Annotated in this window: 23 protein-coding genes and 1 pseudogene; 16 read left to right on the top strand and 8 right to left on the bottom strand. The window is 69.3% G+C overall.

Annotation, left to right across the window (positions count from 1 at the left end):
- Positions 1–42 precede the first annotated feature (42 nt).
- From ACFOWB_RS09070 to ACFOWB_RS09060, 3 genes are read left to right on the top strand one after another with little or no spacing between them, the layout of a single operon-like run.
- Positions 43–1557 carry a phytoene desaturase gene (locus ACFOWB_RS09070; protein WP_378146835.1) on the top strand — a complete coding sequence of 505 codons (1515 nt, stop codon included), beginning with the start codon at positions 43–45 and terminating at the stop codon, positions 1555–1557.
- Positions 1535–2569: a phytoene/squalene synthase family protein gene (locus ACFOWB_RS09065; protein ID WP_378146833.1), complete on the top strand. Its 1035-nt coding sequence runs from the start codon at positions 1535–1537 to the stop codon at positions 2567–2569. The genes ACFOWB_RS09070 and ACFOWB_RS09065 overlap by 23 nt, the downstream gene beginning before the upstream one ends.
- Positions 2566–2730 carry a hypothetical protein gene (locus tag ACFOWB_RS09060; RefSeq protein WP_261403667.1) on the top strand — a complete coding sequence of 55 codons (165 nt, stop codon included), beginning with the start codon at positions 2566–2568 and terminating at the stop codon, positions 2728–2730. The genes ACFOWB_RS09065 and ACFOWB_RS09060 overlap by 4 nt, the downstream gene beginning before the upstream one ends.
- Before the next feature lie 152 nt (positions 2731–2882).
- Here the strand turns inward: ACFOWB_RS09060 and ACFOWB_RS09055 are convergent, their stop codons facing one another.
- A complete protein-coding gene (locus ACFOWB_RS09055) occupies positions 2883–3833 on the bottom strand; it encodes a carotenoid 1,2-hydratase (protein ID WP_261403668.1) in 951 nt (316 codons plus the stop codon).
- Entirely contained in the window at positions 3719–5437 is a 1719-nt protein-coding gene (locus ACFOWB_RS09050) for a phytoene desaturase family protein (RefSeq protein ID WP_378146830.1), read from the bottom strand. The genes ACFOWB_RS09055 and ACFOWB_RS09050 overlap by 115 nt, the downstream gene beginning before the upstream one ends.
- Positions 5438–5579: 142 nt before the next feature.
- Between ACFOWB_RS09050 and ACFOWB_RS09045 the strand changes: the two genes are divergently transcribed.
- The 13 genes and pseudogenes from ACFOWB_RS09045 (at position 5580) to ACFOWB_RS08985 (ending at position 17611) form a co-directional block, all read left to right on the top strand.
- Complete coding sequence (locus ACFOWB_RS09045; protein ID WP_261403670.1) at positions 5580–6449, top strand: polyprenyl synthetase family protein; 870 nt, start codon at positions 5580–5582, stop codon at positions 6447–6449.
- Positions 6446–7621, top strand: a complete 1176-nt coding sequence (locus ACFOWB_RS09040) for a methyltransferase (RefSeq protein WP_261403671.1) — start codon at positions 6446–6448, stop codon at positions 7619–7621. The genes ACFOWB_RS09045 and ACFOWB_RS09040 overlap by 4 nt, the downstream gene beginning before the upstream one ends.
- 78 nt (positions 7622–7699) lie before the next feature.
- Complete coding sequence (bchC, locus tag ACFOWB_RS09035) at positions 7700–8641, top strand: chlorophyll synthesis pathway protein BchC (RefSeq protein WP_261403672.1); 942 nt, start codon at positions 7700–7702, stop codon at positions 8639–8641.
- On the top strand, positions 8638–9609 hold the full coding sequence (locus ACFOWB_RS09030; protein ID WP_261403673.1) for a chlorophyllide a reductase iron protein subunit X: 972 nt from the start codon (positions 8638–8640) through the stop codon (positions 9607–9609). The genes bchC and ACFOWB_RS09030 overlap by 4 nt, the downstream gene beginning before the upstream one ends.
- A 14-nt stretch (positions 9610–9623) precedes the next feature.
- Positions 9624–11159: a chlorophyllide a reductase subunit Y gene (gene bchY, locus ACFOWB_RS09025; RefSeq protein WP_261403674.1), complete on the top strand. Its 1536-nt coding sequence runs from the start codon at positions 9624–9626 to the stop codon at positions 11157–11159.
- A complete protein-coding gene (gene bchZ / locus ACFOWB_RS09020) occupies positions 11159–12607 on the top strand; it encodes a chlorophyllide a reductase subunit Z (RefSeq protein ID WP_261403675.1) in 1449 nt (482 codons plus the stop codon). The genes bchY and bchZ overlap by 1 nt, the downstream gene beginning before the upstream one ends.
- Positions 12604–12822: a hypothetical protein gene (locus ACFOWB_RS09015; protein WP_261403676.1), complete on the top strand. Its 219-nt coding sequence runs from the start codon at positions 12604–12606 to the stop codon at positions 12820–12822. The genes bchZ and ACFOWB_RS09015 overlap by 4 nt, the downstream gene beginning before the upstream one ends.
- A 152-nt stretch (positions 12823–12974) precedes the next feature.
- A complete protein-coding gene (gene pufB / locus ACFOWB_RS09010) occupies positions 12975–13208 on the top strand; it encodes a light-harvesting antenna LH1, beta subunit (RefSeq protein ID WP_261403677.1) in 234 nt (77 codons plus the stop codon).
- Between the two features lie 10 nt (positions 13209–13218).
- Positions 13219–13407, top strand: a complete 189-nt coding sequence (gene pufA / locus ACFOWB_RS09005; RefSeq protein ID WP_261403678.1) for a light-harvesting antenna LH1, alpha subunit — start codon at positions 13219–13221, stop codon at positions 13405–13407.
- Positions 13408–13528: 121 nt separating this feature from the next.
- The gene (gene pufL / locus ACFOWB_RS09000; protein WP_261403679.1) at positions 13529–14368 is read left to right on the top strand and encodes a photosynthetic reaction center subunit L; all 840 of its coding nucleotides are present in this window, start codon (positions 13529–13531) and stop codon (positions 14366–14368) included.
- A 10-nt stretch (positions 14369–14378) separates the two neighbouring features.
- A pseudogene (pufM, locus tag ACFOWB_RS08995) lies at positions 14379–15290 on the top strand (photosynthetic reaction center subunit M); the annotation flags it as partial.
- Positions 15291–15446: 156 nt separating this feature from the next.
- A complete protein-coding gene (locus ACFOWB_RS08990; RefSeq protein ID WP_261405890.1) occupies positions 15447–15755 on the top strand; it encodes a c-type cytochrome in 309 nt (102 codons plus the stop codon).
- Between the two features lie 926 nt (positions 15756–16681).
- A complete protein-coding gene (locus ACFOWB_RS08985) occupies positions 16682–17611 on the top strand; it encodes a DUF6882 domain-containing protein (RefSeq protein WP_261403680.1) in 930 nt (309 codons plus the stop codon).
- A 17-nt stretch (positions 17612–17628) separates the two neighbouring features.
- Here ACFOWB_RS08985 and ACFOWB_RS08980 read toward each other — a convergent pair whose 3' ends face one another.
- The 6 genes from ACFOWB_RS08980 to ACFOWB_RS08955 form a co-directional block, all read right to left on the bottom strand.
- Positions 17629–18135, bottom strand: a complete 507-nt coding sequence (locus ACFOWB_RS08980; RefSeq protein WP_261403681.1) for a PPC domain-containing DNA-binding protein — start codon at positions 18133–18135, stop codon at positions 17629–17631.
- A 281-nt stretch (positions 18136–18416) separates the two neighbouring features.
- The gene (locus tag ACFOWB_RS08975) at positions 18417–19748 is read right to left on the bottom strand and encodes an LLM class flavin-dependent oxidoreductase (RefSeq protein WP_261403682.1); all 1332 of its coding nucleotides are present in this window, start codon (positions 19746–19748) and stop codon (positions 18417–18419) included.
- Between the two features lie 11 nt (positions 19749–19759).
- Positions 19760–21445, bottom strand: coding sequence for a nickel ABC transporter ATP-binding protein NikE (gene nikE, locus ACFOWB_RS08970; RefSeq protein ID WP_261403683.1), 1686 nt, complete (start codon positions 21443–21445; stop codon positions 19760–19762).
- Positions 21442–22323, bottom strand: coding sequence for an ABC transporter permease (locus ACFOWB_RS08965; protein WP_261403684.1), 882 nt, complete (start codon positions 22321–22323; stop codon positions 21442–21444). The genes nikE and ACFOWB_RS08965 overlap by 4 nt, the downstream gene beginning before the upstream one ends.
- Positions 22320–23252, bottom strand: a complete 933-nt coding sequence (locus tag ACFOWB_RS08960) for an ABC transporter permease (RefSeq protein ID WP_261403685.1) — start codon at positions 23250–23252, stop codon at positions 22320–22322. The genes ACFOWB_RS08965 and ACFOWB_RS08960 overlap by 4 nt, the downstream gene beginning before the upstream one ends.
- Positions 23249–24874 carry an ABC transporter substrate-binding protein gene (locus ACFOWB_RS08955; RefSeq protein WP_261403686.1) on the bottom strand — a complete coding sequence of 542 codons (1626 nt, stop codon included), beginning with the start codon at positions 24872–24874 and terminating at the stop codon, positions 23249–23251. Before ACFOWB_RS08955 ends, ACFOWB_RS08960 begins: the two co-directional genes overlap by 4 nt.
- Positions 24875–24917: the final 43 nt, after the last annotated feature.

Raw genomic sequence — 24917 nt, 5'->3', positions numbered from 1 at the left:
GACCTCGCGGCAATCGCCCTTCTACGCCAAGGACGACCGCCCATGGCTGACGGCTGGCCCCTCGTCGACGACCGGCCGCATGCGGTCGTCATCGGCTCCGGCTTCGGGGGGCTGGCGGCGGCGGTGCGGCTCGGCGCGCGCGGCTGGCGCGTGACGGTGCTGGAGCGGCTTGACCAACCGGGCGGCCGGGCGCGCGTGCACCGACAGGACGGCTTCACCTTTGACGCGGGCCCGACCATCGTCACCGCGCCGCATCTCTTTGAGGAGCTCTGGACGCTCGCCGGACGACGAATGGCCGACGACGTGACGCTCGTTCCCGTCGACCCGTTCTACCGCATCCGCTTCCACGACGGGTCGACCTTCGATTGCTCGACCGACGCGGAAGCGATGCGCGCGCAGGTGCGCCGCCTGTCACCCTCCGACCTCGACGGCTATGAGCGTTTCCTCGCCTTCTCGAAGGAGCTCTGCCGCGTTGGCTTCGAGGAGCTCGGCGCGAAGCCATTCTCGCGCGTCTCCGACATGGCGCGCATCGCGCCAGAACTGGTGCGGCTCAAGGCCTATCGCTCGGTCCATGCGCTCGTCGCCGGCTTCGTGAAGGACGAGCGGCTGCGTCAGGCGCTCTCGTTCCATCCGCTGTTCGTCGGCGGAAACCCGTTCCGCGCCTCAAGCCTCTATGCGCTGATCGCCTGGCTCGAGCGGCGCTGGGGCGTGCATTACGTGATGGGCGGGATCGGTCGGTTGGTGGAGGGGCTCGCGGGCCTCGTCCGCGGACTTGGCGGCGCGGTGCGGCTCAATGCGGAAGTCGAGCGCATCCTCGTCGAGAACGGCCGCGCGACGGGCGTGAAGCTAGCGAGCGGCGAGATGATCCGCGCTGACGTCGTGGTCTCGAACGCCGACAGCGGCTTCACTTATTCTCGCCTTCTCGCCGGCGAAACGAGGCGACGCTGGAATGATCAAAAGCTCAACAAATCAAGCTACTCGATGAGCCTCTTCGTGTGGCGCTTCGGAACGCGAAAGCATTTTGCGGAGCTGCCCCACCACCTCATTCTGATGGGTCCGCGCTATCGCGGCCTGCTGGACGACATCTTTTCCAGGAAGCGCCTCGCCGAGGACTTTTCGCTCTATCTGCACCGGCCGACAGCGACCGACCCGTCGCTCGCGCCGGAAGGCTGCGACGGGTTCTATGTGCTCTCGCCGGTCCCGAACCTGCTCGGCGGCGCCGACTGGACGCAGGAGGCCGAGCCCTATCGCCAAAGGGTCGCGCGGTTCCTCGACCAGACCGTCATGCGGGGCTTCGAGCGCGAGATCGTCACTTCAACGGTCACGACGCCGCTGACCTTCCGCGACGACTTCCTGAGCCCCCACGGCGCCGCCTTCGGGCTGGAGCCCGTGCTGACCCAGAGCGCCTGGTTCCGGCCGCACAACGTCTCGGAGGAGGTCCAGAACCTTTTTCTCGTAGGCGCAGGCACGCATCCGGGCGCAGGGCTTCCGGGGGTGCTGTGCTCCGCAAAAATCCTCGATCAGGTGGTCCCGCATGCGACAAGCCTCGTCCGCTGACCTCGCCGCCTGTTCGGCGATCCTCGCCCAGGGGTCGCGCTCGTTCCAGGCCGCCTCACTGCTGCTGCCGCGGCGCGTTCGCGAGCCGGCGGTCGCGCTCTACGCCTTCTGCCGCGAGGCCGACGACGCGGTCGACACATCGACCGATCCGGCGAGCCTTCAGCGCCTAAAGGCCCGGCTCGACGCCGCCTACGCCCAGCGCCCCGAGGACAGCGCAGTTGATCGCGCTTTTGCGACGGCGGTGGCGGGGAGACGAATCCCGCGGGCCATTCCCGACGCGCTGATCGAAGGATTCTCCTGGGACGCCGAAGGCCGGCGCTACGAAAAATTCGACGCGCTCGAAGCCTATGCGGTGCGGGTCGCGGGCACGGTCGGGCTGATGATGGCGCTGGTGATGGGCGCGCGTTCGCCCGCCGCGCTCGCCCGCGCGCTCGACCTCGGCGTCGCGATGCAGCTGACCAACATCGCGCGAGACGTCGGCGAGGACGCCCGTATGGGCCGCCTCTATCTCCCGCTCGACTGGTGCGCGGAAGCAGGCCTCGACGCCGATGCCTTGTTGGCGGCGCCCCGACCCTCGCCGGCGCTTGCGCGCGTCGTCCGCCGCCTGCTGGGCCAAGCTGAAAAGCTTTATGCGCGGGCTGACGCCGGCATCGCGGCGCTGCCGCTCGATTGCCGGCCGGCGATAGGAGCCGCGCGGCGGATCTATGCGGCGATCGGCGACGAGGTGGCGGCGGCGGGCCACGACAGCGTCACGCGCCGCGCCGTCGTCGGTCGATCGGCCAAGGCATGGCGCCTTGCGGCCTCGCTCACCTCGGTCATTCCGACGCCGGGACGCGACGCCGAAGCGCCGGCGCTCGCATCGGGGCGCGCGCTCATCGAAGCCGCGACCGCGATGGGCGAACCGGCGCCGGCCACCGCGCCTCCCCGCTTCGGAGAGCGCGTCGGCGGGGTGGCGGAGGCCTTCGCGCGGCTGGAGCAGGCGCGCCGCATCGAGCGTGGCTGGGCCCGGTGATCGACTCTCACGCCTTCGGCCTGATCGAGCTTCTGGGCGTCTTCGGCGTCATCCTCGGCGTGCTCGGCTGGCAGTGGGTCTCGATCCGCCGGACATTGCGGGAGGACCGGGAGAAGGCGGAGCGGGACGCCGCACAGCCCCAAGAGACGCGCTTTTCCTGATCCTCCTCTGCGTCAGCGGAGGAGGGGGACCATGGGCGAAGCCCATGGTGGAGGAGGCCCTTGGCGCAAACGCGTCGATCGCCTGCGCCCGCCCCCTCCACCGCTTCGCGGTCCCCCTCCCCCGCGCTGAAGCGCAGGGGAGGATCAACCCTTCATCCGCGCCGCGGCATCCTGAACGGCAGCATCGCCTGCACCACCGGCATGCCGAACCGGTCGAGCGACAGGCTTTCGTGCATGAGCGAAACCTCCTCGCCGCCGATCGTCGTCGCGATGCGTGAGCGCGAATAGAACGGCGCGTCTTCCAGCTTCGCCTCGATGCGGTGGACCGTCCCCGCGTCGCGCCAGACCAGGCGCGGCATGCCCCAGAGCAGTCTTGGCGACGCCGCGACGGGCGGCGCGGGGACGGAGGAGAACCGCCCCTCCCCATCGATCGCGATCCCGAGCGACAGTGGGGCTCCACGCCGCCGCGCGACGTCATAGAGCACCAGCGCCCCGTCGCGGGTCCGCGCCCTGCCCCAGATCCACTTCGAGAACGCGGTCTCCAAAGGCTCGGAGCCCTCGTTGAAATCGAGATAGCCGTCGCCGCGCCAGTTCAGCGCCGGGCTCTCGCATCGAACCTCGAGCTCCGCCATCGGCGCGATCGGCCGCCATTCGTGACGACCCTCGCCGTCGATCGCGAAGGCGCGGCTCAGCACAGGGCCGAAGCTCACCCGCACCTCGCCCTTCAGCCGCTTCGGGATCGGCGCGCAGATCTCCTCGAAGCGGATCGTCAGCCCGGAATCGTCCCAGACGAGCTCGCTCGGGCCGATGACGAAGCGGTTCGGCTCACGCCGAATGCGGCGGCGGCCGCGCTCGGTCATCGACCAGCGCCCGCCCGGCCCGTAGAGCGCGACATTGAGGGCGCAGTGATTTTCCGGATCGGCAGGACCGCGGCGGCGGGCGAGCGCGTAATAGGGCGAGAACACCGAGCCCACGAAGGCGATGATCGTCAGCCCGTGCCGGCCGTCCTCGCTCCAGCCGTCGAGATACCACCAGGCGTAGCCGCTCGGCGGGATTTTCCGGTCGAAGCGAGGTCCCGGATCAGCGAGGTGGCGGCTCGCCATCCCGAAAGCGCCGCCATCGGCACGCCCGGCCCCGGATGGACGCTGCCCCCCGCGAGATAGAGCCCCGGCAGGCGGCTCGTGGTCACGGCCCGCCGGAACGAGGCGCTCGACCCGTGGCTCGCCGGCCCGTAAAGCGCCCCGCCGGTCGCCGGAAACATCTGCGCGAATTGGCTCGGCGTGGTGGCGATCGTCTCGCCCGAAAACTCCAGCGTCAGCCCGCAGCGGTCCAATAGCTCCAGCGCGTTCCTCTCGCATCTCGCGATCTCCTCGCGGCCGAATTGATAGACGTCGCCGACCGGCGGCGCGTTGACGAGCAGCATCAGGCGTTCCGGAAAGACGTCGGGAGCATCGCTCCGCCGACCGCGCGCCTCCGCCGTCATGCCCGGCGAAGCCGGGTATCCACGACTTCCCTTCGCGACGGCGCCGTCTCCCAAGTCGTGGATACCCGGCCTTGCGGCCGGGCATGACGGAGGTGGTTCCGACGCGAAGCCGTCGGAGAGCAAACCTCCCCCGTCGTCACGGTCCTGCGCGCAGAGATAGACGGTGGGCGCCTCGGGCAGCTGCGAGCGACCAAAAATCTGGTCGAACTCGGCGCGGTAGCCGCCCGAAAAGAACACCGTGTGGCGCGCGAGCGGGAAGCCGTCGGCGCGGGCGACCGACGCGAAGGTGACGGCGGAGAGCGAGCGGTCGTTCGGGCTGGTGCGCGGCGCGGCCCGGACGGGCGCCTCGCCCAGAAGCCCGGCCCCCAGCGCCTCGACGTCGCCGTTGAACAGGATGGCGTCGGCGGCGAGCCACTCGCCGCTCTCCAGCGTCACGCCCGAGACGTTTCCGCCCTCGGCCTCGATGCGCGCCGCGCCGACGCCATAGCGAAACGTCGCGCCGTTGGCCTCGGCCTGCCGGGCGAAGGCCTCCGCAAGGCGGATCATGCCGCCTTCGACAAGCCACACCCCGTCCATCTCTACATGGGCGACGAGCATCAGCGTGGCGGGGGCGGAAAACGGCGAGGAGCCGCAATAGGTGGCGTAGCGGCCGAAGAGTTGCCGCAGCCGCGGGTCCTCGAACATCCTTGTCAGCGTGGACCACAGCGTCTGGAACGGGCGGATGCGGGCGAGATCGACGAGCCCCGAAAGCCCCGCTCCCATCACGAGCCCCGCCCGGCTCGGCGCCTCGGCGCGGATGAAGCTGTGGTCGAGCGTGCGAAACACATGCGCGGCCTCGGCGTGGAAGGCGAGGAAGCGCTTCGCTTCCGCCGCGCCGGAGAAGTCGCCGATCGCGTCCGCCGAGCGGGCGGGATCGGCGAAGAGGTCGAGCCGCTCTTCCGGCCCCCAGGCGTGGCGCGCGAGCGTCTCGACGGGTCTCAGCGTGACGGCTGCGTCGAGATCGAAGCCCGCCGTCCCGGCGATTTCGCGCATCAGGCCGCGCATGGTGAAGACCGTGGGGCCGACGTCGATCGGCCGACCCGCAACCTCGACGGTCCGGATCTTTCCGCCCGGCCGCGCGGCCTTCTCCACCACTGTCACGTCGAGCCCGGCGCGCGCGAGGACGGCGGCGGCCACGAGCCCGCCGATCCCTGCGCCGATCACGACCACGCGGTCAGCCGGCATGGCGAAGGCCTCGCTCTGGCCAGAGCATCTCGCCTCGATCCCATAGGCCGCCGAAAACATTTCGGCGAGCCTCTTCCGTTGTCCAATATTTTGGACAAATATGCACGTCATAAAAACTAGACGCGCGCACCGGGAGGGATCCATGGACCTGACGCCGCGCATCGAACGGACGCTCGAACAGGCGCTGCGCGCCGCAGCCGGCGCCGACTGCCCGCCACGACTGGCGGACGCGCTCCACTATGCGGTGTTCCCCGGCGGGGCGCGGATACGCCCGCGGCTGGCGCTCGCTGTGGCGAAAGCCTGCGGGGACGACGATCCCGCGGCTGCCGACGCCGCGGCGGCCGCCATCGAGTTCCTGCACTGCGCAAGCCTCGTGCATGACGACCTGCCCTGCTTCGACGACGCGGACCTTCGGCGCGGCAAGCCTTCCGCCCACCGGGCGTTCGGCGAGCCGCTCGCGGTGCTCGCCGGCGACGCGCTGATCGTGCTCGCCTTCGAGACGATCGCAGCCGCGCCCATGCGGCGGCCCGAGCGCATCGGAGCGCTGGTCGGCGTCGTCGGACGCGCGGTCGGGGCGCAGGGCGGCATCACGGCAGGTCAAGCCTGGGAATGTGAAAGCGCAGTGGATCTCGCCGCCTATCACCTCGCCAAGACCGGCTCGCTCTTCGCCGCCGCGACGGTCGCGGGCGCAGCGGCGGCGGGCGCGGCCCATGAGCCGTGGCGGGCGCTCGGCGAGACCATCGGCGAGGCCTTCCAGGTCGCCGACGACATTTCCGACCATGTCGGCAGCGAGGCCCAACTCGGCAAACCCGCCGGCCGCGACAAGGCGCTGGGGCGGCCGAGCGCGGTGCTCGAACTCGGGCTCGAGGCCGCGGTGGGGCGGCTCAAGTCGCTCGTCGCCCGCGCGGCGGCGCTCGTGCCGCCCTGCCCCGGCGAAGCGGACTTTCGGGCGCTGATCCTGCATGAAACGAGGCGCTTCATGCCTTCGGGCATGAAGACCGTCGCCGCATGACCGCGGTGGACAACGAGGGGCATGAACCACCGGTCATGCCCGGCGAGCGCATCGGCGCGGCGTGGCGAAAGCTACGCCGCGAGAAGCTCGCCGATCGCGAGTTTCGAAGGAGCGCGGCCCAGAACCCGCTGACGCGGCCGATCGCGACGGCGAGCGCAAGGCGGCTGTTCGATTACACCGCGGGCTTCGTCTATTCGCAGATCCTGAAAGCCGTGGTGGAGCTCGACCTGCTGGCGCTTCTCGCCGACGGGCCGCGCAAGGCGGAAGACCTTTCGGGGCCGCTCCGCATGTCGCCGGAGGCCGTCAAAAAACTGCTCGACGCCGCGGCGGCGCTCGATCTCGTCGAGCGGCTGGAGAACGGTTCCTACGAGATCGCAGCGCTCGGCTCCGCGCTCCAGGGCGAGACCGGCGTGCGCGCCATGATCGCGCATCACGACATGCTCTACGCCGACCTCGCAGACCCCGTAAAACTCCTGCGCGGAGAGGCTGGCGAGACGCGGCTCTCACGCTTCTGGCCCTATGCGGGCGGAGGCGAGGTCGGCGAGGAGGGAGCGGCCCCCTACTCTGAATTGATGGCCGCCTCCCAGACCTTCGTGGCCGACGACGTGCTCGACGTGTTCTCGTTCGGGGACCGCAACTCGCTGATCGATCTCGCAGGCGGCGACGGCGCCTTCGTCGAGACGGTCGCGCGGCGCTGGGAGCACCTCGCCATCGCGATGGCCGACCTCCCGCCGGTTGCGGAACGCGCTCGGCAGCGCCTCGCGGCGGCGGGTCTCGGCGACCGCATCGCCGTCCATGGCCTCGATCTCTTCGCCGATCGGCCGCCGGGCGAGGCCGATGTCGTCTCCTTCGTGCGCGTGCTGCACGATCATGACGACGAGCGCGTCGTCGCGCTGCTGAAGCTCGCTCATGACGCGCTGACGCCCGGCGGCGAGGTCATGGTCGCCGAGCCGATCGCCGACATGCCGGGCGCCGCCCGCGTCGGCCACGCCTATTTCGGATTCTACCTTCTGGCCATGGGCTCGGGGCGCCCGCGCACCTCCGCGGAGATCGCGGAGCTGATGGAGCGAGCCGGATTCTGGAGCGTGCGCACCCGCTTCACCCGCGGGGCGCTGCCGCTCGCCGTCATCACCGCCCGCCGAAGCTCCGAAGGGCCGATGTGGCGAATTTAGGCGTAAAGCTAACTTGACGTAGATTGACGTCTCGTTAAGTTGACATATCGCATCCGCAGCTCCACGGGAGTTCTCCCAATGAGCCTCGCCGCAACCGCAGTGGTACTGGACGAGCCCGGGCGCATCAGCGTCCGCGGTCTCGCGCTGACCGCGCCGCGCGCGGGCGACGTGGTGGTCGAGACCGCGTTCAGCGGCGTCTCCACCGGCACCGAGCGGCTGCTCTGGAACGGCTCGATGCCGCCCTTCCCTGGAATGGGCTACCCGCTGGTGCCGGGCTACGAGGCGGTGGGCGAGATCGTCGAGGCCGGCCCCGAGTCGGGCCGCCGCGTCGGCGAGACGGTGTTCGTTCCCGGCGCGAAGTGTTTCGGCGAGATCCGCGGCTTGTTCGGCGCGGCGGCGGGCGCGCTTGTGACGCCGGGCGCGCGCGTCGCGCCAGTCGAGCCGGCGCTTGGAGAGAGCGCCGCGTTGCTTGCGCTCGCCGCCACCGCGCACCACGCCTTCGCCGGCCATGCGCAGCCCGAACTCATCGTCGGGCACGGCGTGCTCGGCCGCCTCGTCGCCCGCATCGCGGTGGCGCTCGGAGCCGAGCCGCCGATCGTCTGGGAGAAGCTTCCCGCCCGCCGGCCCGGCGCTGACGGTTATCTGGTTATCGATCCCGAGAACGATCCCCGTCGCGACTATCGCGTGATCTGCGACGCATCCGGCGACTCTTTGCTCACTGACGCGCTCATCCAGCGGCTTGCGCCCGGCGGCGAGATCGTCCTGGCGGGTTTCTACGAGACCCGCGTCTCCTTCGCGTTTCCGCCGGCCTTCATGCGCGAGGCGCGCCTGCGCGTCGCCGCCGAATGGAAGCCGGCCGACCTCGCCGCCGTCACGGCGCTTACGGCCTCGGGCCGCCTGTCGCTCGAAAACCTCGTGACCCACCGCGCCCCGGCGCGGGAGGCGGCCGACGCCTACCGGACCGCTTTCGAGGATCCGTCCTGCCTGAAGATGATCATCGACTGGAAGGGAACGGCATGAGCACCGCCGAAGCGCGCCTCGCCGCACTTGTGGCCCAAGCGACCGAAGAAAAGCCCGCCGCCAAGGCCACCCAGATCATCGCGATCTATGGCAAGGGCGGCATCGGCAAGTCGTTCACGCTCGCCAATCTCAGCTACTCCATGGCCCAGCAAGGCAAGAAGGTCCTGCTGATCGGCTGCGACCCGAAGAGCGACACCACATCGCTCCTCTTCGGCGGCCGCGCCTGCCCGACGATCATCGAGACCTCGACGAAGAAGAAGCTCGCGGGCGAAGAGGTCGCGATCGGCGACGTCTGCTTCAAGCGCGACGGCGTCTACGCCATGGAGCTCGGCGGGCCGGAGGTCGGCCGCGGCTGCGGCGGGCGCGGCATCATCCACGGCTTCGAGCTTCTCGAAAAGCTCGGCTTCCACGAATGGGGCTTCGACTTCGTGCTGCTCGACTTCCTCGGCGACGTCGTGTGCGGCGGCTTCGGCCTGCCGATCGCCCGGGACATGTGCCAGAAGGTCATCGTGGTCGGCTCGAACGACCTGCAGTCGCTCTACGTCGCCAACAATGTCTGCTCGGCGGTGGATTACTTCCGCCGGCTTGGCGGCAATGTCGGCGTCGCCGGCATCGTCGTGAACAAGGACGACGGCACCGGCGAGGCCGCGGCCTTCGCGGAAGCGGCCGGCATCCCGATCCTTGCCTCGATCCCCGCCGACGACGACATCCGTCGCAAGAGCGCCTCCTACGAGATCATCGGAGGGCCGGGCTCGCGCTGGGCGCCGCTGTTTGAAGGCCTCGCGCAGAACGTCGCCGACGCTCCGCCCATGCGCCCGACCCCGCTCACCCAGGACGGCCTGCTGAACCTGTTCGCCGGCGACGCCGTGGGGCGGAACGTCGTGCTCCAGCCCGCGACTTTCGAGGACATGTGCGGCCGGGTCGACTTCCGGAAGCCGTCCCTCGAAGTCGTCTACGACGCGGTCTGAGGGAGCGCCGCGCCATGGACATCGCTCCCGACGCCATCGAATCCGACGCCCCGCGCAGGGAGGACGGCTCCGCGCCGGCCCTCGGCTGCCATGCGGGCAAGGACGAGATGCTGTCGGCGGCGAAAAAGGCCGGCCAGAGCGAGATCCTCGACCGCTACGCCGCCGACTACCCCGTCGGCCCCCACGACCAGCCGCAGTCGATGTGCCCCGCCTTCGGGTCGCTCCGCGTCGGCCTGCGCATGCGCCGCACCGCCACGATCCTTTCGGGCAGCGCCTGCTGCGTCTACGGCCTGACCTTCACGTCGCATTTCTATGGGGCCAAGCGCACCGTCGGCTATGTGCCGTTCAACTCGGAGACGCTCGTCACCGGCAAGCTCTACGAGGACATCCGCGAGGCGGTGTTCAAGCTCGCCGACCCCGCGCTCTACGACGCCATCGTGGTGACGAACCTCTGCGTGCCCACCGCCTCGGGCGTGCCGCTCAGACTGCTGCCGAAGGAGATCGACGGCGTCCGCATCATCGGCATCGACGTGCCGGGCTTCGGCGTGCCGACGCATGCGGAAGCCAAGGACGTTCTGGCCGGCGCGATGCTGGCCTACGCCCGGACCGAGGTCGAGCAAGGCCCGGTGCAGGCCCCCAAGGGCGGGCGCTCCGAAAAACCGACCGTCACGCTGCTCGGCGAGATGTTCCCCGCCGACCCCGTCGGCATCGGGCGGATGCTGGAGCCCATGGGGCTCGCGGCCGGTCCGGTGGTCCCGACCCGCGAATGGCGCGAGCTCTACGCCGCGCTCGACGGCGCGGTCGTGGCCGCCATCCACCCCTTCTACAAGTCCTCGATGCGCGAGTTCGAGGCGGCGGGCCGCCCGATCGTCGGCTCGGGGCCCGTGGGCTACGAGGGCACGGCCGCCTGGCTCGAGGCCATCGGCAAGGCCGTTAACGTCCCCGCGGAGAAGATCGAAGCCGCAAAGCAGGCCGTGCTGCCCGCCATCAAGGGCGCGCTCGCCGCAAAGCCGATTAAGGGCCGCATCTCGCTCTCGGGCTATGAGGGCTCGGAGCTGTTGGTCGGGCGTCTTCTGGTCGAGAGCGGCGCGGACCTTCGCTATGTGGGCTCCGCCTGCCCCAAGACGCCGCAGGCCGAGGCCGACCGAGACTGGCTGGAGGCGCATGGCGTCAAGGTCCGCTTCCGCGCCTCGCTCGAGCACGACCTCGCGGCCATGGCGGAATACGAGCCCGACCTCGTCATCGGCACCACGCCAGTGGTGCAGAAGGCCAAGGCCGCCGGGACCCCGGCGCTCTACTTCACGAACCTCATCTCCGCCCGGCCGCTGTTCGGCCCGGCGGGCGCGGGTTCCCTCGCGCAGGTGATCAACGGCGCGATCGCCGGCAAGTCGCGCATGGACGCCATGAAGGCGTTCTTCGAGGGCGTCGGCGAAGGCCATGCGGCGGGCGTCTGGGAAGACACGCCCCAGAAGCGCGACGACTACAAGGAGACCTATCGCAAGCATCTGATCAAGCAGTCCGCCGCCGCCAAGGCCGAGGAGATGATCTGATGCTTGTGCTCGATCACGACCGCGCCGGCGGATACTGGGGGTCGGTCTACGTCTTCACGGCCATCAAGGGCCTGCAGGTGATCATCGACGGCCCCGTCGGCTGCGAGAACCTGCCCGTCACCTCGGTGCTGCACTACACCGACGCGCTCCCCCCGCATGAGCTGCCGATCGTGGTCACGGGGCTCGGCGAGGAGGAGCTTGGCCGCCACGGCACCGAAGGCGCGATGAAGCGCGCCCGCGCCGTGCTCGACCCGGAGCTGCCCGCGGTCGTCGTCACCGGCTCGATCGCCGAGATGATCGGCGGCGGGGTGACGCCGCAGGGCTCCAACATCAAGCGCTTCCTGCCGCGCACCATCGACGAGGACCAGTGGCAGTCGGCGAACCGCGCCATGGCGTGGCTCTGGTCGGAGTTCGGCCCGAAGCGGGTTCCGGCGCAGCGCCCCCGGAAGGACGGCGAGAAGCCGAAGGTCAACATCATCGGCCCGGCCTACGGGACCTTCAACATGCCCTCCGACCTCGCGGAGGTGCGGCGGCTGATCGAGGGGATCGGGGCCGAGGTCGCGATGACGTTCCCGCTCGGCAGTCACCTCGCCGACGTGACGAAGCTCGCGCAGGCCGATGTCAATGTCTGCATGTATCGCGAGTTCGGGCGCCTGCTCTGCGAGACGCTGGAGCGGCCGTATCTCCAGGCGCCCATCGGGCTCGAATCCACCACGCTGTTCCTGCGCGAGCTCGGGCGGCTGACGGGGCTCGATCCGGAGCCCTTCATCGAGCGCGAGAAGCACACGACCATCAAGCCGCTGTGGGACCTTTGGCGCTCGGTCACGCAGGACTTCTTCGCCACCGCCTCCTTCGCGATTGTGGCGAACGAGACCTACGTGCGTGGCGTAAAGAAATTTCTCGAAGACGACATGGGCTTGCCATGCGCCTTTGCGGTCCCGCGCGTGCCCGGAAAGAAGACCGACAACGACCTCGTCCGCACGATGGTCAGGGACAAGGCGCCGCTCGTCCTCTTCGGCTCGTTCAACGAACGGATGTACGCGGCCGAAGCCGGCGGGCGCTCCCGCTACATCGCGGCCTCGTTCCCGGGCGCGATCATCCGGCGGCACACCGGCACGCCCTTCATGGGCTATTCGGGCGCGACCTACCTCGTGCAGGAGGTCTGCAACGCGCTGTTCGACGCGCTGTTCCAGATCCTGCCGCTCGCCCAGGACCTCGACCGCGTCGAGGCGACGCCGAGCCGGGCCCACGCCGAGCTCGCCTGGGAGCCGCAAGCGCAGGACGCGCTCGACGCGCTTCTCGAGGCCCAACCGATCCTCATCCGCATCTCGGCCGCGCGTCGCCTTCGCGACGCCGCCGAGCGCAGCGCGCGCCAGCGGGGCTCGGCTTCCGTCGGCGCAGACGACATCGGGCGCGCAAGCGCCGCGACGCTGGAGGCTGTTCGATGACCGACATCGCCCACGCGCCTGACCTCGGCAAGGAGCGCGACCGCAAGGCGGCGCTTTGGGAGTTCCGCGCGCTCGTCATCGCGACCTACCCGCTGTTCCTCGCCGCCGAGATCGCGCGCCGCGCGACGGGCGGGCGAAGCGCGGGCGGCCGCTCGGTGTTCTCGGAGGCCCACGCGACCGCGGCGGCGACGCTCGCCTGCGCGTTCATGGGCTGACGTTTTCCGGACCCCGCCAGGGTCCGGGCTCAAGAGTTTCCGGGCCGCCATGTTTCCCGCATGGCGGCCCGGGAAGACCGACCGGGGGTCCAAGCCCGGCCGGGGACGTCCCCGCCGCGCGGGTGGCCGCGGTAATCCCTGTGGAGATGACGATGGCTGACATCGACAGACGGGGCTCGCTCTCGGGACTGACCGAGAACGAGGCCAAGGAATTCCACAGCGTGTTCATCTCGAGCTTCATCGGCTTCACGATCGTGGCCGTGATCGCTCACATCCTCGTCTGGATGTGGCGGCCATGGATCCCCGGGCCGAACGGCTACGCGATGAACGACGTGCTCGACGGCGTGCACACGGCGCTTGCGCCGCTGACGCAGCTGATCGGTTGAGGAGGCGCCCATGTGGAAGCTGTGGCTCCTGTTCGACCCGCGAAGAGCGCTGGTGGCTCTGTTCACCTTCCTCTTCGTGCTCGCGCTCGTAATCCACTTCATCCTGTTGTCGACGAGCCGGTTCAACTGGCTGGAGCCCCACGGACCTGCGGCCAAGCCCGCGGCCTCCATCGGGACCAATGTCGGCCCCATAGGCTGAAGTCCAAGAACCGCCGGCGGCGGGACGGCCCGGCCTCAAGCCACGCCTCCCCGCCGTCGGCGATCCATCCCTCAAGGCATGAACGCGCAACAAGACGGCGACCGCCGAGGAGGAGCGTCCCATGGCGATGCTCAGTTTCGAGAGAAAATACCGCGTCCGCGGCGGCACCCTGATCGGCGGCGACCTGTTCGACTTCTGGGTCGGGCCGTTCTTCGTCGGCTTTTTCGGCGTCGCGACGATCATCTTCGCCGGCGTCGGAATCTCGATGATCCTCTACGGCGCGGCGCTCGGGCCGACCTGGAACCCGTTCCTGATCTCGATCAATCCGCCGGACCTCAAATACGGCCTCGGCTTCGCGCCGATGAAGGAGGGCGGCATCTGGCAGGTCGTGACGATCTGCGCGATCGGCGCCTTCGGCTCATGGCTGCTGCGCGAGGTGGAGATCTGCCGCAAGCTCGGCATCGGCTACCACGTGCCGTTCGCCTTCAGCTTCGCGATCCTGGCCTATGTCACGCTGGTGGTGTTCCGCCCGATCCTGATGGGATCGTGGAGCTACGGCTTCCCGTACGGGATCTTCACCCACCTCGATTGGGTGTCGAACACGGGCTACGCGTATCTCCAGTTCCACTACAATCCGGCGCATATGATCGCCATCACGTTCTTCTTCACGACCGCGCTCGCGCTCGCGATGCACGGCGGCGCGATCCTGTCGAGCTCCAACCCGGGTCCCGGCAAGGAGATCAAGACCGCCGAACACGAGAACACCTACTTCCGCGACACCATCGGCTATTCGATCGGGCCGCTCGGCATCCATCGTCTTGGGCTGTTCCTTGCGCTTTCGGCCGTCTTCTTCAGCGCCGTCTGCATGATCATCTCGGGACCTTACTGGCCTGAGGGCAAGAGCTGGGCCGACTGGTGGCTGTGGTGGAAGGACATCTACATCTGGCGCAAGCCCGTGTGAGGAGGGGACGATGGCTCAATACCAAAACATCTTCACGCGCGTTCAGGTCCGCGGGCCGCTCTATGCGGGCGTGCCCATGGACCGGCCCGGCCCGTTCGAACGCCAGACGCCGCTTCGGTTCAACTACTGGATCGGCCGGTTCGGCGACGCGCAGATCGGCCCGATCTATCTCGGGTGGCTCGGCCTGGCCTCGCTCATGTGCGGGTTCCTGGCGATCGAGATCATCGGGCTCAACATGCTGGCCTCGGTCAACTGGAGCCCGCAGGCCTTCATCCGCGAGTTCTTCTGGCTGAGCCTCGCGCCGCCGCCGCCCGAGATGGGCTTCAAGATCATCCCGCCGCTGAAAGAAGGCGGCTGGTGGGTGATGGCGGGCTTCTTCCTCACCTCGGCGATCCTGCTCTGGTGGGCGCGCATGTATCGCCGGGCGCGGGCTCTCGGCCTCGGCACGCATGTGGCCTGGGCCTTCGCCAGCGCGATCTTCCTCTACCTCGTGCTCGGCTTCATCCGGCCGTTCGCCATGGGGTCATGGTCGGAGGCGCCGCCCTTCGGCATCTTCCCGCATCTCGACTGGACCCAGAACTTTTCGCTGCGCTACGGCAACCTGTTCTACAACCCGTTCCACGCGCTCTCGATCGCGTTCCTCTACGGCTCGGCGCTGCTGTTCGCGATGCACGCCGGCACGATCCTCGCCGTCTCCCGCTACGGCGGCGACCGCGAGATCGAGCAGATCGTCGATCGCGGCACCGCGACCGAGCGCGCGGCCCTGTTCTGGCGCTGGACCATGGGCTTCAACGCCACGATGGAGTCGATCCATCGCTGGGCGTGGTGGTTCGCGGTGCTGGTGACGCTGACCGGCGGCATCGGGATCCTGCTCACCGGCACGGTCGTGGACAACTGGCAGGAATGGGCGGGGCGCCACGGCTACGGCACCCAGATCATCACGCAGGCCGCGGTCGCCTCACCCGCGCAGGCCGCACCCGGATCGACCGCTCCCGGCTCCGGCAGCGGCGCGGCGGGACAGCAGCCCGGCGCTCCGGGACAGGGCGGCGCACAGCCCGCGGCGGCTGGCGGCCAGGACATGGCGGCGGGCGAAAAGGTCTTCGCCAAGTGCAAGACCTGCCATGAGATCGGCCCGAACGCGAAGGCGAAGATCGGTCCGCCGCTCACTGGCGTCGTCGGCCGCCCCGTGGCGAGCGTTCCGGGCTTCGCCTACAGCGAGACGCTCAAAAAGAAGGCCGGCGAGATCGGCAACTGGGACAAGGAAAAGCTGCAGCAGTGGCTGACTGATCCCGCAAAGTACGCCGGCGGAACCGTCAAGATGATGTTCAAGCTCGCCAAGCCGGAAGAGCGGCAGGCGGTCGTGGACTATCTGGAAACGCAGAAATAGCATCCCACATCGCGTCGGATGGAAGGGACGAATTCCTGGAACGCTCTCCGACGCATGCGATGCGTCCAGTGTTTCAGAAGCCGCCCCCGACATCCGACGCGAGCGCCCTTCCCGAGCGACGTGTGCGGCCCTACGGGGCCGACCTCGAACGGAGGCGTCTCTTTCGTCGTCGTCACCGTCCAGATCCACTTCGACGGAAGGAACTCGCGGACGCGTAGGCGTCCTCCATGAACTGGAAGTAGATCATTCTCTATCGCGAATCTTGGCGAGGATGGAGAAGGGCGATGTGAAGACATGGCCGAGCTCCACCGAGCGACAGGTGAGCTTTCCGAAGATGGCGACGGTCTCGCCCGAGGCGATCTGGTCGGTGATCGAAAAATCCTCGACGCGCCAATAGCTCGCGACCCGTCAGCGCCGGTCGCCCCGGACGAGCCGAGCCTGGGCCGGCTGTTTCTCGCGCTTTTCGTCTCGCCAATCGCGCCCATCCTGCTGTTCGCCCTCTATCGGCGAGGCGACGCGGAAGGCTCGCCCCGGGTTCGTCGACGGTCTCTTCGCCGGCATCCTCGGCGCTGTCCCCGTGGTCTTGGCGCTGGGCATCCCGATGGTGTCGCTGCTTCGAGGCCGCATTCGGCCGACGCTGACAAATGGCGTGCTTGCAGGCGCGGCCATCGCGTCCGCACCCTGGTGGATCGCCGCCGCTCTCAGCGGCCCCGGCTATCTTTCGACCGTAACAGGCCTCGCGCTGCCGGCCACGGCGCTGGGGGGGGCTTGGCGGGGCGATCTTCTATGCCGTCGGGGCGCACCGTTTCTCCGCCGATCGCAAAACCCGCTCTCGCAGGCCCACGTCAGTCGCGTAACCACACGCTAATGCGACCGGCTGGGCGACCGCTCTCGCCCCTCTTCCAACTGCCATGGAGCTTACCGCGATGGCGTCCTTCCTGAAGCGACTGTTCGGCAAGGAGCCCGGCGCGCCGATCGATGCGCCGCCTGTGCTCGATCACGCCTCGACGCTGGAGCGCGCCCGCAACGAACTCGCGCTGAAGACGGGGTTCGCCAACCAGTTGTTCCAGCTCGGCGACCGCGCCTGGGCGGTCGATCTCGAGAAGGGCGAAATCGTCTTCACCTCCGACGACGGCATGAAGGCGACCGCGCCGGTTCAGGTGATCGGCACGCTCGACCGCGAGAAGCAGACCTGGATGTGGGGCTGGGATCATCCGTCGGTTCCGGCCCCTTGCGCAATCGACGCCGGGCTCGCGCGCGATTTCGGCGAGAAGCGCGGGCTCGCCCAGTTCACCACCCGCGTCATTCCCTGCGATGAGCAGACCGCCTGGGACTTCGCGGCGCTCGCTATGCATCTGTCAGGCGGCGAAGGCGCCTATCGCGGGCCTGCCGGCCCAACGCTGGTCTACATGACCTTCGGGACCGTCACGCTGTCAGCCGATCAGCCGCGCCCGCTGCGTCAGGAAAAGGATTTTTCGGCCGGCCTCGAGCCCGTCGACGCGCCGGACGTGATCGCGCATGTCCATCGCTATTGCGAAGAGATCCACGCGATCGAGCGCGCCCACAACGCGCTTCCGGAGGAGCTGCAGCCTGATCGCTTCAAGGCCGCGATCGACGCCCAGCAGCCGGTCTATGAGCGCTACTGGCGGCGCGACGACGACTACTGGCGCCCGTGCTCCATCGCCTCGCACTCGGAGATGGATCTTTCCGCCACGACGAACTGGCGGACGTTTTCCCGCGGGCCAGGGCGCTACCGCGTGACCTATACCTACGCCCGTGCCGGGCTCGAAAGTCCGCGCGCCTATGACGTCGACCGGTTCGACGACGGGCTGAGGATCATCGACAGCCTGTTTTGACTTGGCTGCGGCCTCGATCAGCGGAGCTGGAGGACGTTCGCGCCGATCTCGGGATCGACCTCCCGCTCGAGACGCTCCGAATGGACCGTGACGGTGATCTCGGCCGAGCCGGTTCCGACAGTGAGCGCCAGCGCGTGCCCGCCATAAGTCGCGAAGGTCGCGTCGGAGACGGCGGCGTGCGCGTGGATCGACGGCTTGCCAGATTGCCAGGCGATGCTGCCGGTCAGGCTCGCCATCTCGACCTTCGAGAAGGTCCGCGGATCGAACGCCTTCTTCTCGAAGTCGTAGAACCCGAAGGTCGCGGTCTCCAGAAAGCCGATGCCCGTCAGGCTGGCCCCGCCAAACTTTTCCCGCTCGGCGAGTTTCGTCACTTCGGCGAAGACGTCGTCGCCGCGCCGGAGCACCATCAGGAAGCCGGTCGGAGTCTTGACGTAGCGTCGCCGGTCGTCGTCGGCCGCGACCGCAGCGCCAAACGCGCCCAGGCACGTAGCCAGGAGCACCGCCGCTCCGAAAAGGCGCTTCATTCGTCTGCTTCACCGCGCTGTCAGAGCCGCGATCCCGCCGGCTGCCGCTCCAACCCGAGACCTATGCCGATTGCGCACGCCGGCGAGGCCCGCGCACGACTTCTTGAGCTAGACGGGTCTGAAGCTCCGCTGCGGCAGCAAGGCGTCGAACGGGACTGAGTTTGCCGAGGGCGACAGGTTCCGGCCGGCCTGCGCCACAAGCGGAACTTGGCTGCGCTCCGAGAGCCCGACCCTCGCAGCTAAGACGCCTTCGGTCTCTGGTTGGACGCGCGGAAAAAGAGCTAGCTTGCGATTCGACGCGCGCCATTGCGGTTTACGGGCATCGCCAGGCCAAGATGGTCGCGCAAGGTCGAGCCTTCATAGGCGTGGCGGAAGATCCCGCGCTTGCGCAGGATCGGCACGACCTCGTCCACGAAGATCTCGAGGCCGTCAGGCAGGACGTCGGGCATGAGGTTGAACCCGTCGGCGGCTCCCGCGTGGAACCAAGCCTCGATGTCGTCGGCGACCTCGACGGGTGAGCCCACGATGACCCGGTGCCCGGTGCCGCCGCCGAGCTTTCGCAACAGCTGGCGCACCGTCAGCCCGTCGCGGCGGGCGGTGTCGTACATGGCGCGGAAGAAGGTCTGCGAGCCGTCGACCGGTAGCTCGATCGCGTCCGGCAGCGGGCGGTCGAGATCGAGGTTTGCGGGGTCGACCTTGAAGATGCCCGCGACCCGCACGAGGCTGTAATCGCCCGGAATGAGCGACCAGAGCCGGTCCTCGCGCCGCCGCGCCTCTTCGTCGGTCGAGCCGATCACCGTGGCAAGGCCAGGCAGCGTCACGATGGCCTCCGGGCGTCGGCCGTAGCGGGCAGCGCGCCGGCGGATGTCGGCCGAGAAACTGACGCCCTCCTCGATCGTGAGAGCCACCGAGAAGATCGCCTCGGCGTGCCGGGCGGCAAGCTCGCGGCCGTCCTCGGATCCGCCCGCCTGCACCACGACGGGATGGCCCTGTGGCGAGCGCGGCAGGTTCAGCGGGCCCTTCACCGAGAAGTGCCGGCCCGAATGCTGGATAGAATGGACCTTCGAAAGGTCGAGGAACTGGCCCGAGGCCTTGTCGCCGACGAGCGCGTCGTCCTCCCAGCTGTCCCAGAGCGCGGTGACCACCTCGGTGAACTCCGCCGCGCGTTCATAGCGCGTGGCGTGCGCCGTGACGTTGTCGAAGCCGAAATTGCGCGAGGCCGCGGCGTCCGCGGTGGTGACGACGTTCCACCCCGAGCGGCCGCCCGAGACGAGGTCGAGCGTCGCGAAGCGCCGGGCGATGTTGTAGGGCTCGTTGTAGGTCGTCGAGGCGGTCGCGATGAGCCCGATATTCTCGGTCGCGGCCGCGACCGCGGTGAGCAGGAGCGTCGGCTCGAGCGCGTGGAACGGCCGGTATTCCGGCCGGTCGCTGAGGGCGGGCACGTCCGCCAGGAACACCGCGTCGAAGGTCCCGCGCTCGGCGATCCGGGCGGTCTTCACATAGTGCGCGGCCGTCAGGAAAGCGTCGGGCTCGCTGGCCGCGGCGCGCCAGGCCGAGCCGTAGAAGCCGGCGTTCAACATGTTGACGTTGAGGTGCAGCTGGCGCTCGGCCATGCCGGTCTCCTTCACGGGTGGGCTGGGGCGCGGTCTTCGGCGTGGAGCGGCGGCGGAATCGAGCCGATGAGGGCGCGCGTGTAGTCGTGGATCGGCGCGTCGAACACCGCGTCGGTCTCGCCCTGCTCGACGATCCGGCCGTCCTTCAGGATCAGGATCCGGTCCGCGACGTGCCGTACGAGCGCGAGATCGTGGCTGATGAACAAGAGCGCCGTGCCGAGCCGGGATTGGAGCTCCGCGATCAGGTCGACCACCTGCGCCTGGATGCGGACGTCGAGCGCCGAGACCGGCTCGTCGCAAATGATCAGCGCAGGCTCGGCCGCAAGCGCCCGGGCGATCGCGACGCGCTGCCGCTGGCCGCCCGAAAGGGTCGCGGGCCGCCGGTTTTTGTAAGCGTGGTCAAGCCCGACCTGTTCGAGCAGCGCCGCGGTCCGGTCGCGCCTGGCCTGACTGGACAGTCCTGAAAGGTTCTCGCCGATGATGTCTGCGACGCGGTAGCGCGGGTCGAAGCTGCTCAGCGGATCCTGCGGGATGTATTGCAGCTTCGGCCGCAAGGCGCGCCGCTCCCGTTCGGCGACGACCGACCATTGGCGGCCGAGCAGCCGGACGTTCCCGGCGTCCGGCTCCAGGAGACCGAGTGCGATCTTGGCGAGCGTCGACTTGCCGGAGCCCGACTCCCCCACCAGTCCCACCACCTCGCCGGCGCGGATGGTGAGCGACACGTCGTCGAGCGCCGTGAAGGCCTTTGCGGCGTTGCCGGCCGCATAGCGCTTGGTGAGGCCGCTCGCCTCGAGGACCGGCGCCTCGCCGATCGGCGCGCGGGCGGGCAGCGGGTCGCGCAGGATCCGGATCGCGCCCGCAGCGTCAGGCGCGATCCGGGCCGACGACAGCCGCGCCCCGCGCGAGCCTTTCGACGGCGACGCCGCGATCAGCTCGCGCGTGTAGCCATGGCGCGGGCGCGCCAGCACCTCGGCGGTTGGGCCGCTGTCCACCACGCGCCCGCGCCGCATGACGTGGACGCGATCGGCGACGCCCGCCACGACGGAAAGGTCGTGGCTTATGAGCAGGAGCCCCGCGCCTGCCGCCACGAGGTCGCGAAGCACGGCGACCACCTGGGTCTGGATCGCGGCGTCGAGCGCCGTGGTCGGTTCGTCGGCGATGACGAGCCTAGGACCGCCGGCGATCGCGGCCGCGATCAAAGCGCGCTGCCGCAGCCCGCCCGACAGCTGGTGGGCGTATTGGCGGGCGCGGCGGTCCGGGTCCGGGACGCCGACGCGGGACAGCGCCTCCCGCACGAGCCCGTCACCGGCGTCGCGCGGCGCCAGCAAGCGGTGATGGCGCGCCGCCTCGACGACCTCCCGGCCGATCGTGCGCAGCGGATCGAGCGAGGTCAGCGCGTCCTGCATCACGAGGCCTGCGAAGCGTCCGCGGATCGCCCGCCAACGCCGCTCGTCGAAGCCGAGCGCGTCCTCGCCGGCGATCCGGAAGCGCCGCGCGGTCATCTGGGCGTCGGCGCCCGCGAGCCCCAGGAGACTGCGCGCCGTGACGCTCTTGCCGGAGCCTGACTCGCCGACAAGCGCCACGCACTCGCCCGCCCGCACCACGAGATCGACGTTCTGCACGGCCGGCGTTCCGGGGTCCGCGCCGAAGGCGACCGTCAGGTCTTCGATCTCGACCAGCGTCTCCCGCGCGCTCACGACGTTCGCCCCTCGAAGCGGCGCTGCAGCGCGTTGCCGAGCACGGTGAAGGAGATCACCGTCAGCGTGATGGCGGCGCCTGGAAACACGCTCGGCCACCAGGCGACGCGCAGCACGTCGCGGCTTTCGGCGAGCATGACGCCCCATTCGGGCGTCGGCGGCTGGGGCCCGAGCCCAAGGAAGCTCAGCCCCGAGACCGCGAGGATCGTGGTCCCGACATAGACCGTCCCGACCACCGGAATTGCGGTGAGGACGTTCGGCAGCAGATGGGCCGCGAAGGTCGCGAGGCGCGAGCGGCCGTAGATCACGGCGTGGGTCACGTAGTCGGCGTCGCGCACGAGCTGGGTCTGGGCGCGGACGACGCGGCCGAACTTGGGGATTCCGGCGACGCCAACCGCGACCGCGATGTTTTCCATGCCGGCGCCGAGGAAAGTGACGACCAGCATTGCGAGCAGCACGCCGGGAAACGACGAGATCACGTCGAACAGCCGGCAGATCGCCTCGTCGAGGAGCCGGCTGCGCAGGCCCGCCAGAAGCCCGAGCGCCACGCCGAACACGACGCTGATCGCGGCGCTGCCGAGCCCGATCGCGAGCGAGTACTGCGCGCCGTGGACCACGCGGGCGAAGACGTCGCGGCCGAGCCTGTCGGTGCCGAACAGATGCTCGGCCCCGGGGGCCTTCAGCGCCGCCATCACGTCCTCGGCGAGCGGGTCGGCGCGCGTGAAAAGCTCCGGCGCGATCGCGACCGCGGCCAGGACCGCGATGAAGGCCGCGGCCGCCAACGGGGCCGACTGACGAAGCGCGTGGCCAAGGCCCGCGCGGCGTCTCGCGGGCGCTTCGGCGGCTGCGATCCTTGCGTCGAGAAGCGTGTCGGTCATTGCGCCCTCAGCCGGGGATCGATCGCGAGATAGACGACGTCGAGCAGCGTCGAGGCCGCCACGTGGATGAAGGCCGCGAGAAGCACCACCGCGAGCACCACCGGCACGTCATGCGTGAGCACCGCGTTCAGCGTCACCGCGCCAAGGCCCGGCCGGCCGAAGACCTTTTCGGTGATGACGGCGCCGCCGAGCAGCCCGCCGATCATCCAGCCTCCAAGCGTCACGGCCGGCAGCGCGGCGTGGCGCAGCACATGGCGGACGCGGATCAGCGTCTCGCCGAGGCCGCGGGCGCGCGCGGTGACGATGAACGGCTGCTCGAGCGTCTTCTCCATCGCCTCGCGCAGCACCTGCGCGAGCAGCCCGGCGGTCGGCAGCGCGAGCGCGACGGCCGGCAGCACCAGCGACTTCCAGTTCTGCGCGCCCGACACCGGGAACCAGCGCAGCGTGAAGGAGAACGCCATCAGCAGCAGGATGCCGATCCAGAACACCGGCGCGGAGGCGCAGACGAGCTCGACCGTGGAGGCGACCCCACGGGCGAGCGGCCCGCGGCCCGCCGTCAGCGTCGCGGCGAGGACCGCGAGGACAAGCGCCAGCGCGCCGGCCGCGGCCGCGAGCTGCACGGTCGGCCAGACTTGCGAGCCGACGATCTCGACGACCGGCTGGCGCAGCACGTAGGAGACGCCGAAGTCGCAGGAGGCGATGCGGGCGACGAAGTCGACATATTGCTCGGGCAGGCTCCGATCGAGCCCCCACTCGGCCGCGATCGCCTCGCGCAGGCCGGGATATTCGAGGTCTCCCGCGAGAATGTCCTCGATCTTCCCGGGCAGCGCGTGGAGGGCGACGAACGCCGTCGTGACGCTTCCCCACGCGACCAGGATGCTGGTCGCGAGCCTTGCGGCGACGCGCCGGAGCAGCGGCCTCGCGCTCACCGGCTCGCGAGCCAGACGTCGTGGAGGCTCGAGGGCGAGTCGAGCTGCGCCTCGAACGACAGGCCGCGCACCGTGTCCTTGGCGGCGAGCTGGTAGTTCGCCGAGAACAGCGGGACGATGAAGGCCTCGTCCACCGCGCGTTTCTGCGCGGCGTCGACGAGCTGTTTCTTCTCCTCGACGTCGGTGGCGGCGAGCGCCGCGTTGATGAGGCGAAAGAGCTCCTTGTCGCCCTTGGCGGCGGCGGCGCGGATGAAGCCCTGCTCGCCGATGTTGCTCTGCAGCTCCTGGGCCGCGTCGGCGGGCAGGAACGTGTTTGGATAGATCGTCCAGGTCGCCTTCTCGCGCTGCTGCGCCCACTCGCCCGCCGTGATGATGCGCAGCTTGAGGTCGAAGCCGAGGTTCTTGCGCAGTTGCGCTTGCAGGCCCTGGATCAGCACGTCGCGGTTGTCGCGCACGAAGGGCTGCGGGTAGCCGACCTCGATGGTGAGGCGCTTGCCGTCCTTGATGCGGAAGCCCTCCGCGTCTCGCCCCGTCCAGCCGGCCTCGTCGAGAATGGCGTTGGCCTTCTTCGGGTCGTTGCCCCAGCTGCCTTCGAGAGCCTTGTTGTAGAACGGGTTTTCCGGGCCGATGTTCGACCAGGCGCGGCGCACCGTGCCGAGATAGACGCCCTGCACCAGCCCGGCGATGTCGCCGCCGTCGCGCAAGGCGCGCCGCACCCGGACGTCGTCGGCCGGCGGGATCGTGTAGTTGATGTTGAAGGTGAACGAGGTCTGGGCGCCCGACGGCCCGACGAGGAACTGGAAGCCGGGTTGACCCTTGAACAGAGCGACGTCGATCGGCTGGACGCCTTCGATGACGTCGACCTGATCGGAAGAGAGCGCGCCGGCGCGCACCGAGTATTCCGGCAGGAAGCGGATGGTCGCGGTGTCGAGATAGGCCGGCCCCTGATGCGCCGCATAACCCGGCGCCCAGCGATAGGCCTCGTTGCGCTTGAGCTGCACCGACTGCCCGCGGGTGTAGGACTGGAACACGAACGGACCGGTGCCGGCGAGCGCCGGGCCGCCCGAGCACAGCCGGTCGCCGGACTTCAGCGCCTTGGGTGACAGGATGCCGAGGCGAATGCTCGAAAACGCTTCGAGCAACGCGGAGTCCGGCCGCTTCAGCGTCACCCGCAGCTCAGTGGGCGAGAGGACCTCGGATTTCTCGTAGGCCAGCAGAAGCTGACCGGCGGCGTTGGTGTTCGCCGGCTCCTTGATGAAGTCGAAATTGAACTTGAGCGCTTCGGCGTCGAACTTCTCGCCGTCGTGGAACGTCACGTCGTCGCGCAGCTTGAAGTCGTAGGTCTTGCCGTCCGGCGAAATCGTCCAGGAGGTCGCGAGCCAGGGCAGAAAGCGGCCGTCGGCGTTCTTGGCGACGAGCGAGTCCACGAAGTTGCGGATCACGATGAAGGAGTTCTGCTGCTCGGACCGCTGCGGGTTGAAGCAGGCAGGCTCTGTCGTCACGCCGAATGTCAGCGAGCCGCCAGGCTTCGGCTGTTCGGCGAAGACCGCGCCGGGCGCAGCGAGCGCAAGCGCGAGGAAGGAACCGCCGGCGGCGCGGCGCAGGTGTCTATGGGCGATCATCGATCGGCTCGTCTGAGGGAGGAAGGGCGTGGTCCGCACTTTC

Source organism: Chenggangzhangella methanolivorans, assembly GCF_042648545.1.
In the GTDB taxonomy this organism is placed as follows: Bacteria; Pseudomonadota; Alphaproteobacteria; order Rhizobiales; family Methylopilaceae; genus Methylopila; species Methylopila methanolivorans.
This window is presented reverse-complemented; position numbering and strand designations above follow the sequence as displayed.

Excerpts from the sequence above, each read along its gene's own strand:
- pufA (WP_261403678.1), top strand. The coding sequence starts at position 13,219 with ATGTGGAAGCTGTGGCTCCTGTTCGACCCGCGAAGAGCGCTGGTGGCT.
- bchZ (WP_261403675.1), top strand. The coding sequence starts at position 11,159 with ATGCTTGTGCTCGATCACGACCGCGCCGGCGGATACTGGGGGTCGGTC.
- bchY (WP_261403674.1), top strand. The coding sequence starts at position 9,624 with ATGGACATCGCTCCCGACGCCATCGAATCCGACGCCCCGCGCAGGGAG.
- ACFOWB_RS09040 (WP_261403671.1), top strand. The coding sequence starts at position 6,446 with ATGACCGCGGTGGACAACGAGGGGCATGAACCACCGGTCATGCCCGGC.
- ACFOWB_RS09070 (WP_378146835.1), top strand. The coding sequence starts at position 43 with ATGGCTGACGGCTGGCCCCTCGTCGACGACCGGCCGCATGCGGTCGTC.
- ACFOWB_RS09015 (WP_261403676.1), top strand. The coding sequence starts at position 12,604 with ATGACCGACATCGCCCACGCGCCTGACCTCGGCAAGGAGCGCGACCGC.
- ACFOWB_RS08965 (WP_261403684.1), bottom strand. The coding sequence starts at position 22,323 with ATGACCGACACGCTTCTCGACGCAAGGATCGCAGCCGCCGAAGCGCCC.
- ACFOWB_RS09030 (WP_261403673.1), top strand. The coding sequence starts at position 8,638 with ATGAGCACCGCCGAAGCGCGCCTCGCCGCACTTGTGGCCCAAGCGACC.
- ACFOWB_RS09050 (WP_378146830.1), bottom strand. The coding sequence starts at position 5,437 with ATGCCGGCTGACCGCGTGGTCGTGATCGGCGCAGGGATCGGCGGGCTC.
- ACFOWB_RS08955 (WP_261403686.1), bottom strand. The coding sequence starts at position 24,874 with ATGATCGCCCATAGACACCTGCGCCGCGCCGCCGGCGGTTCCTTCCTC.
- bchC (WP_261403672.1), top strand. The coding sequence starts at position 7,700 with ATGAGCCTCGCCGCAACCGCAGTGGTACTGGACGAGCCCGGGCGCATC.
- ACFOWB_RS08985 (WP_261403680.1), top strand. The coding sequence starts at position 16,682 with ATGGCGTCCTTCCTGAAGCGACTGTTCGGCAAGGAGCCCGGCGCGCCG.
- pufL (WP_261403679.1), top strand. The coding sequence starts at position 13,529 with ATGGCGATGCTCAGTTTCGAGAGAAAATACCGCGTCCGCGGCGGCACC.
- ACFOWB_RS09045 (WP_261403670.1), top strand. The coding sequence starts at position 5,580 with ATGGACCTGACGCCGCGCATCGAACGGACGCTCGAACAGGCGCTGCGC.
- ACFOWB_RS09055 (WP_261403668.1), bottom strand. The coding sequence starts at position 3,833 with ATGGCGAGCCGCCACCTCGCTGATCCGGGACCTCGCTTCGACCGGAAA.
- ACFOWB_RS08990 (WP_261405890.1), top strand. The coding sequence starts at position 15,447 with ATGGCGGCGGGCGAAAAGGTCTTCGCCAAGTGCAAGACCTGCCATGAG.
- ACFOWB_RS09065 (WP_378146833.1), top strand. The coding sequence starts at position 1,535 with ATGCGACAAGCCTCGTCCGCTGACCTCGCCGCCTGTTCGGCGATCCTC.
- ACFOWB_RS08975 (WP_261403682.1), bottom strand. The coding sequence starts at position 19,748 with ATGGCCGAGCGCCAGCTGCACCTCAACGTCAACATGTTGAACGCCGGC.
- ACFOWB_RS08980 (WP_261403681.1), bottom strand. The coding sequence starts at position 18,135 with ATGAAGCGCCTTTTCGGAGCGGCGGTGCTCCTGGCTACGTGCCTGGGC.
- pufB (WP_261403677.1), top strand. The coding sequence starts at position 12,975 with ATGGCTGACATCGACAGACGGGGCTCGCTCTCGGGACTGACCGAGAAC.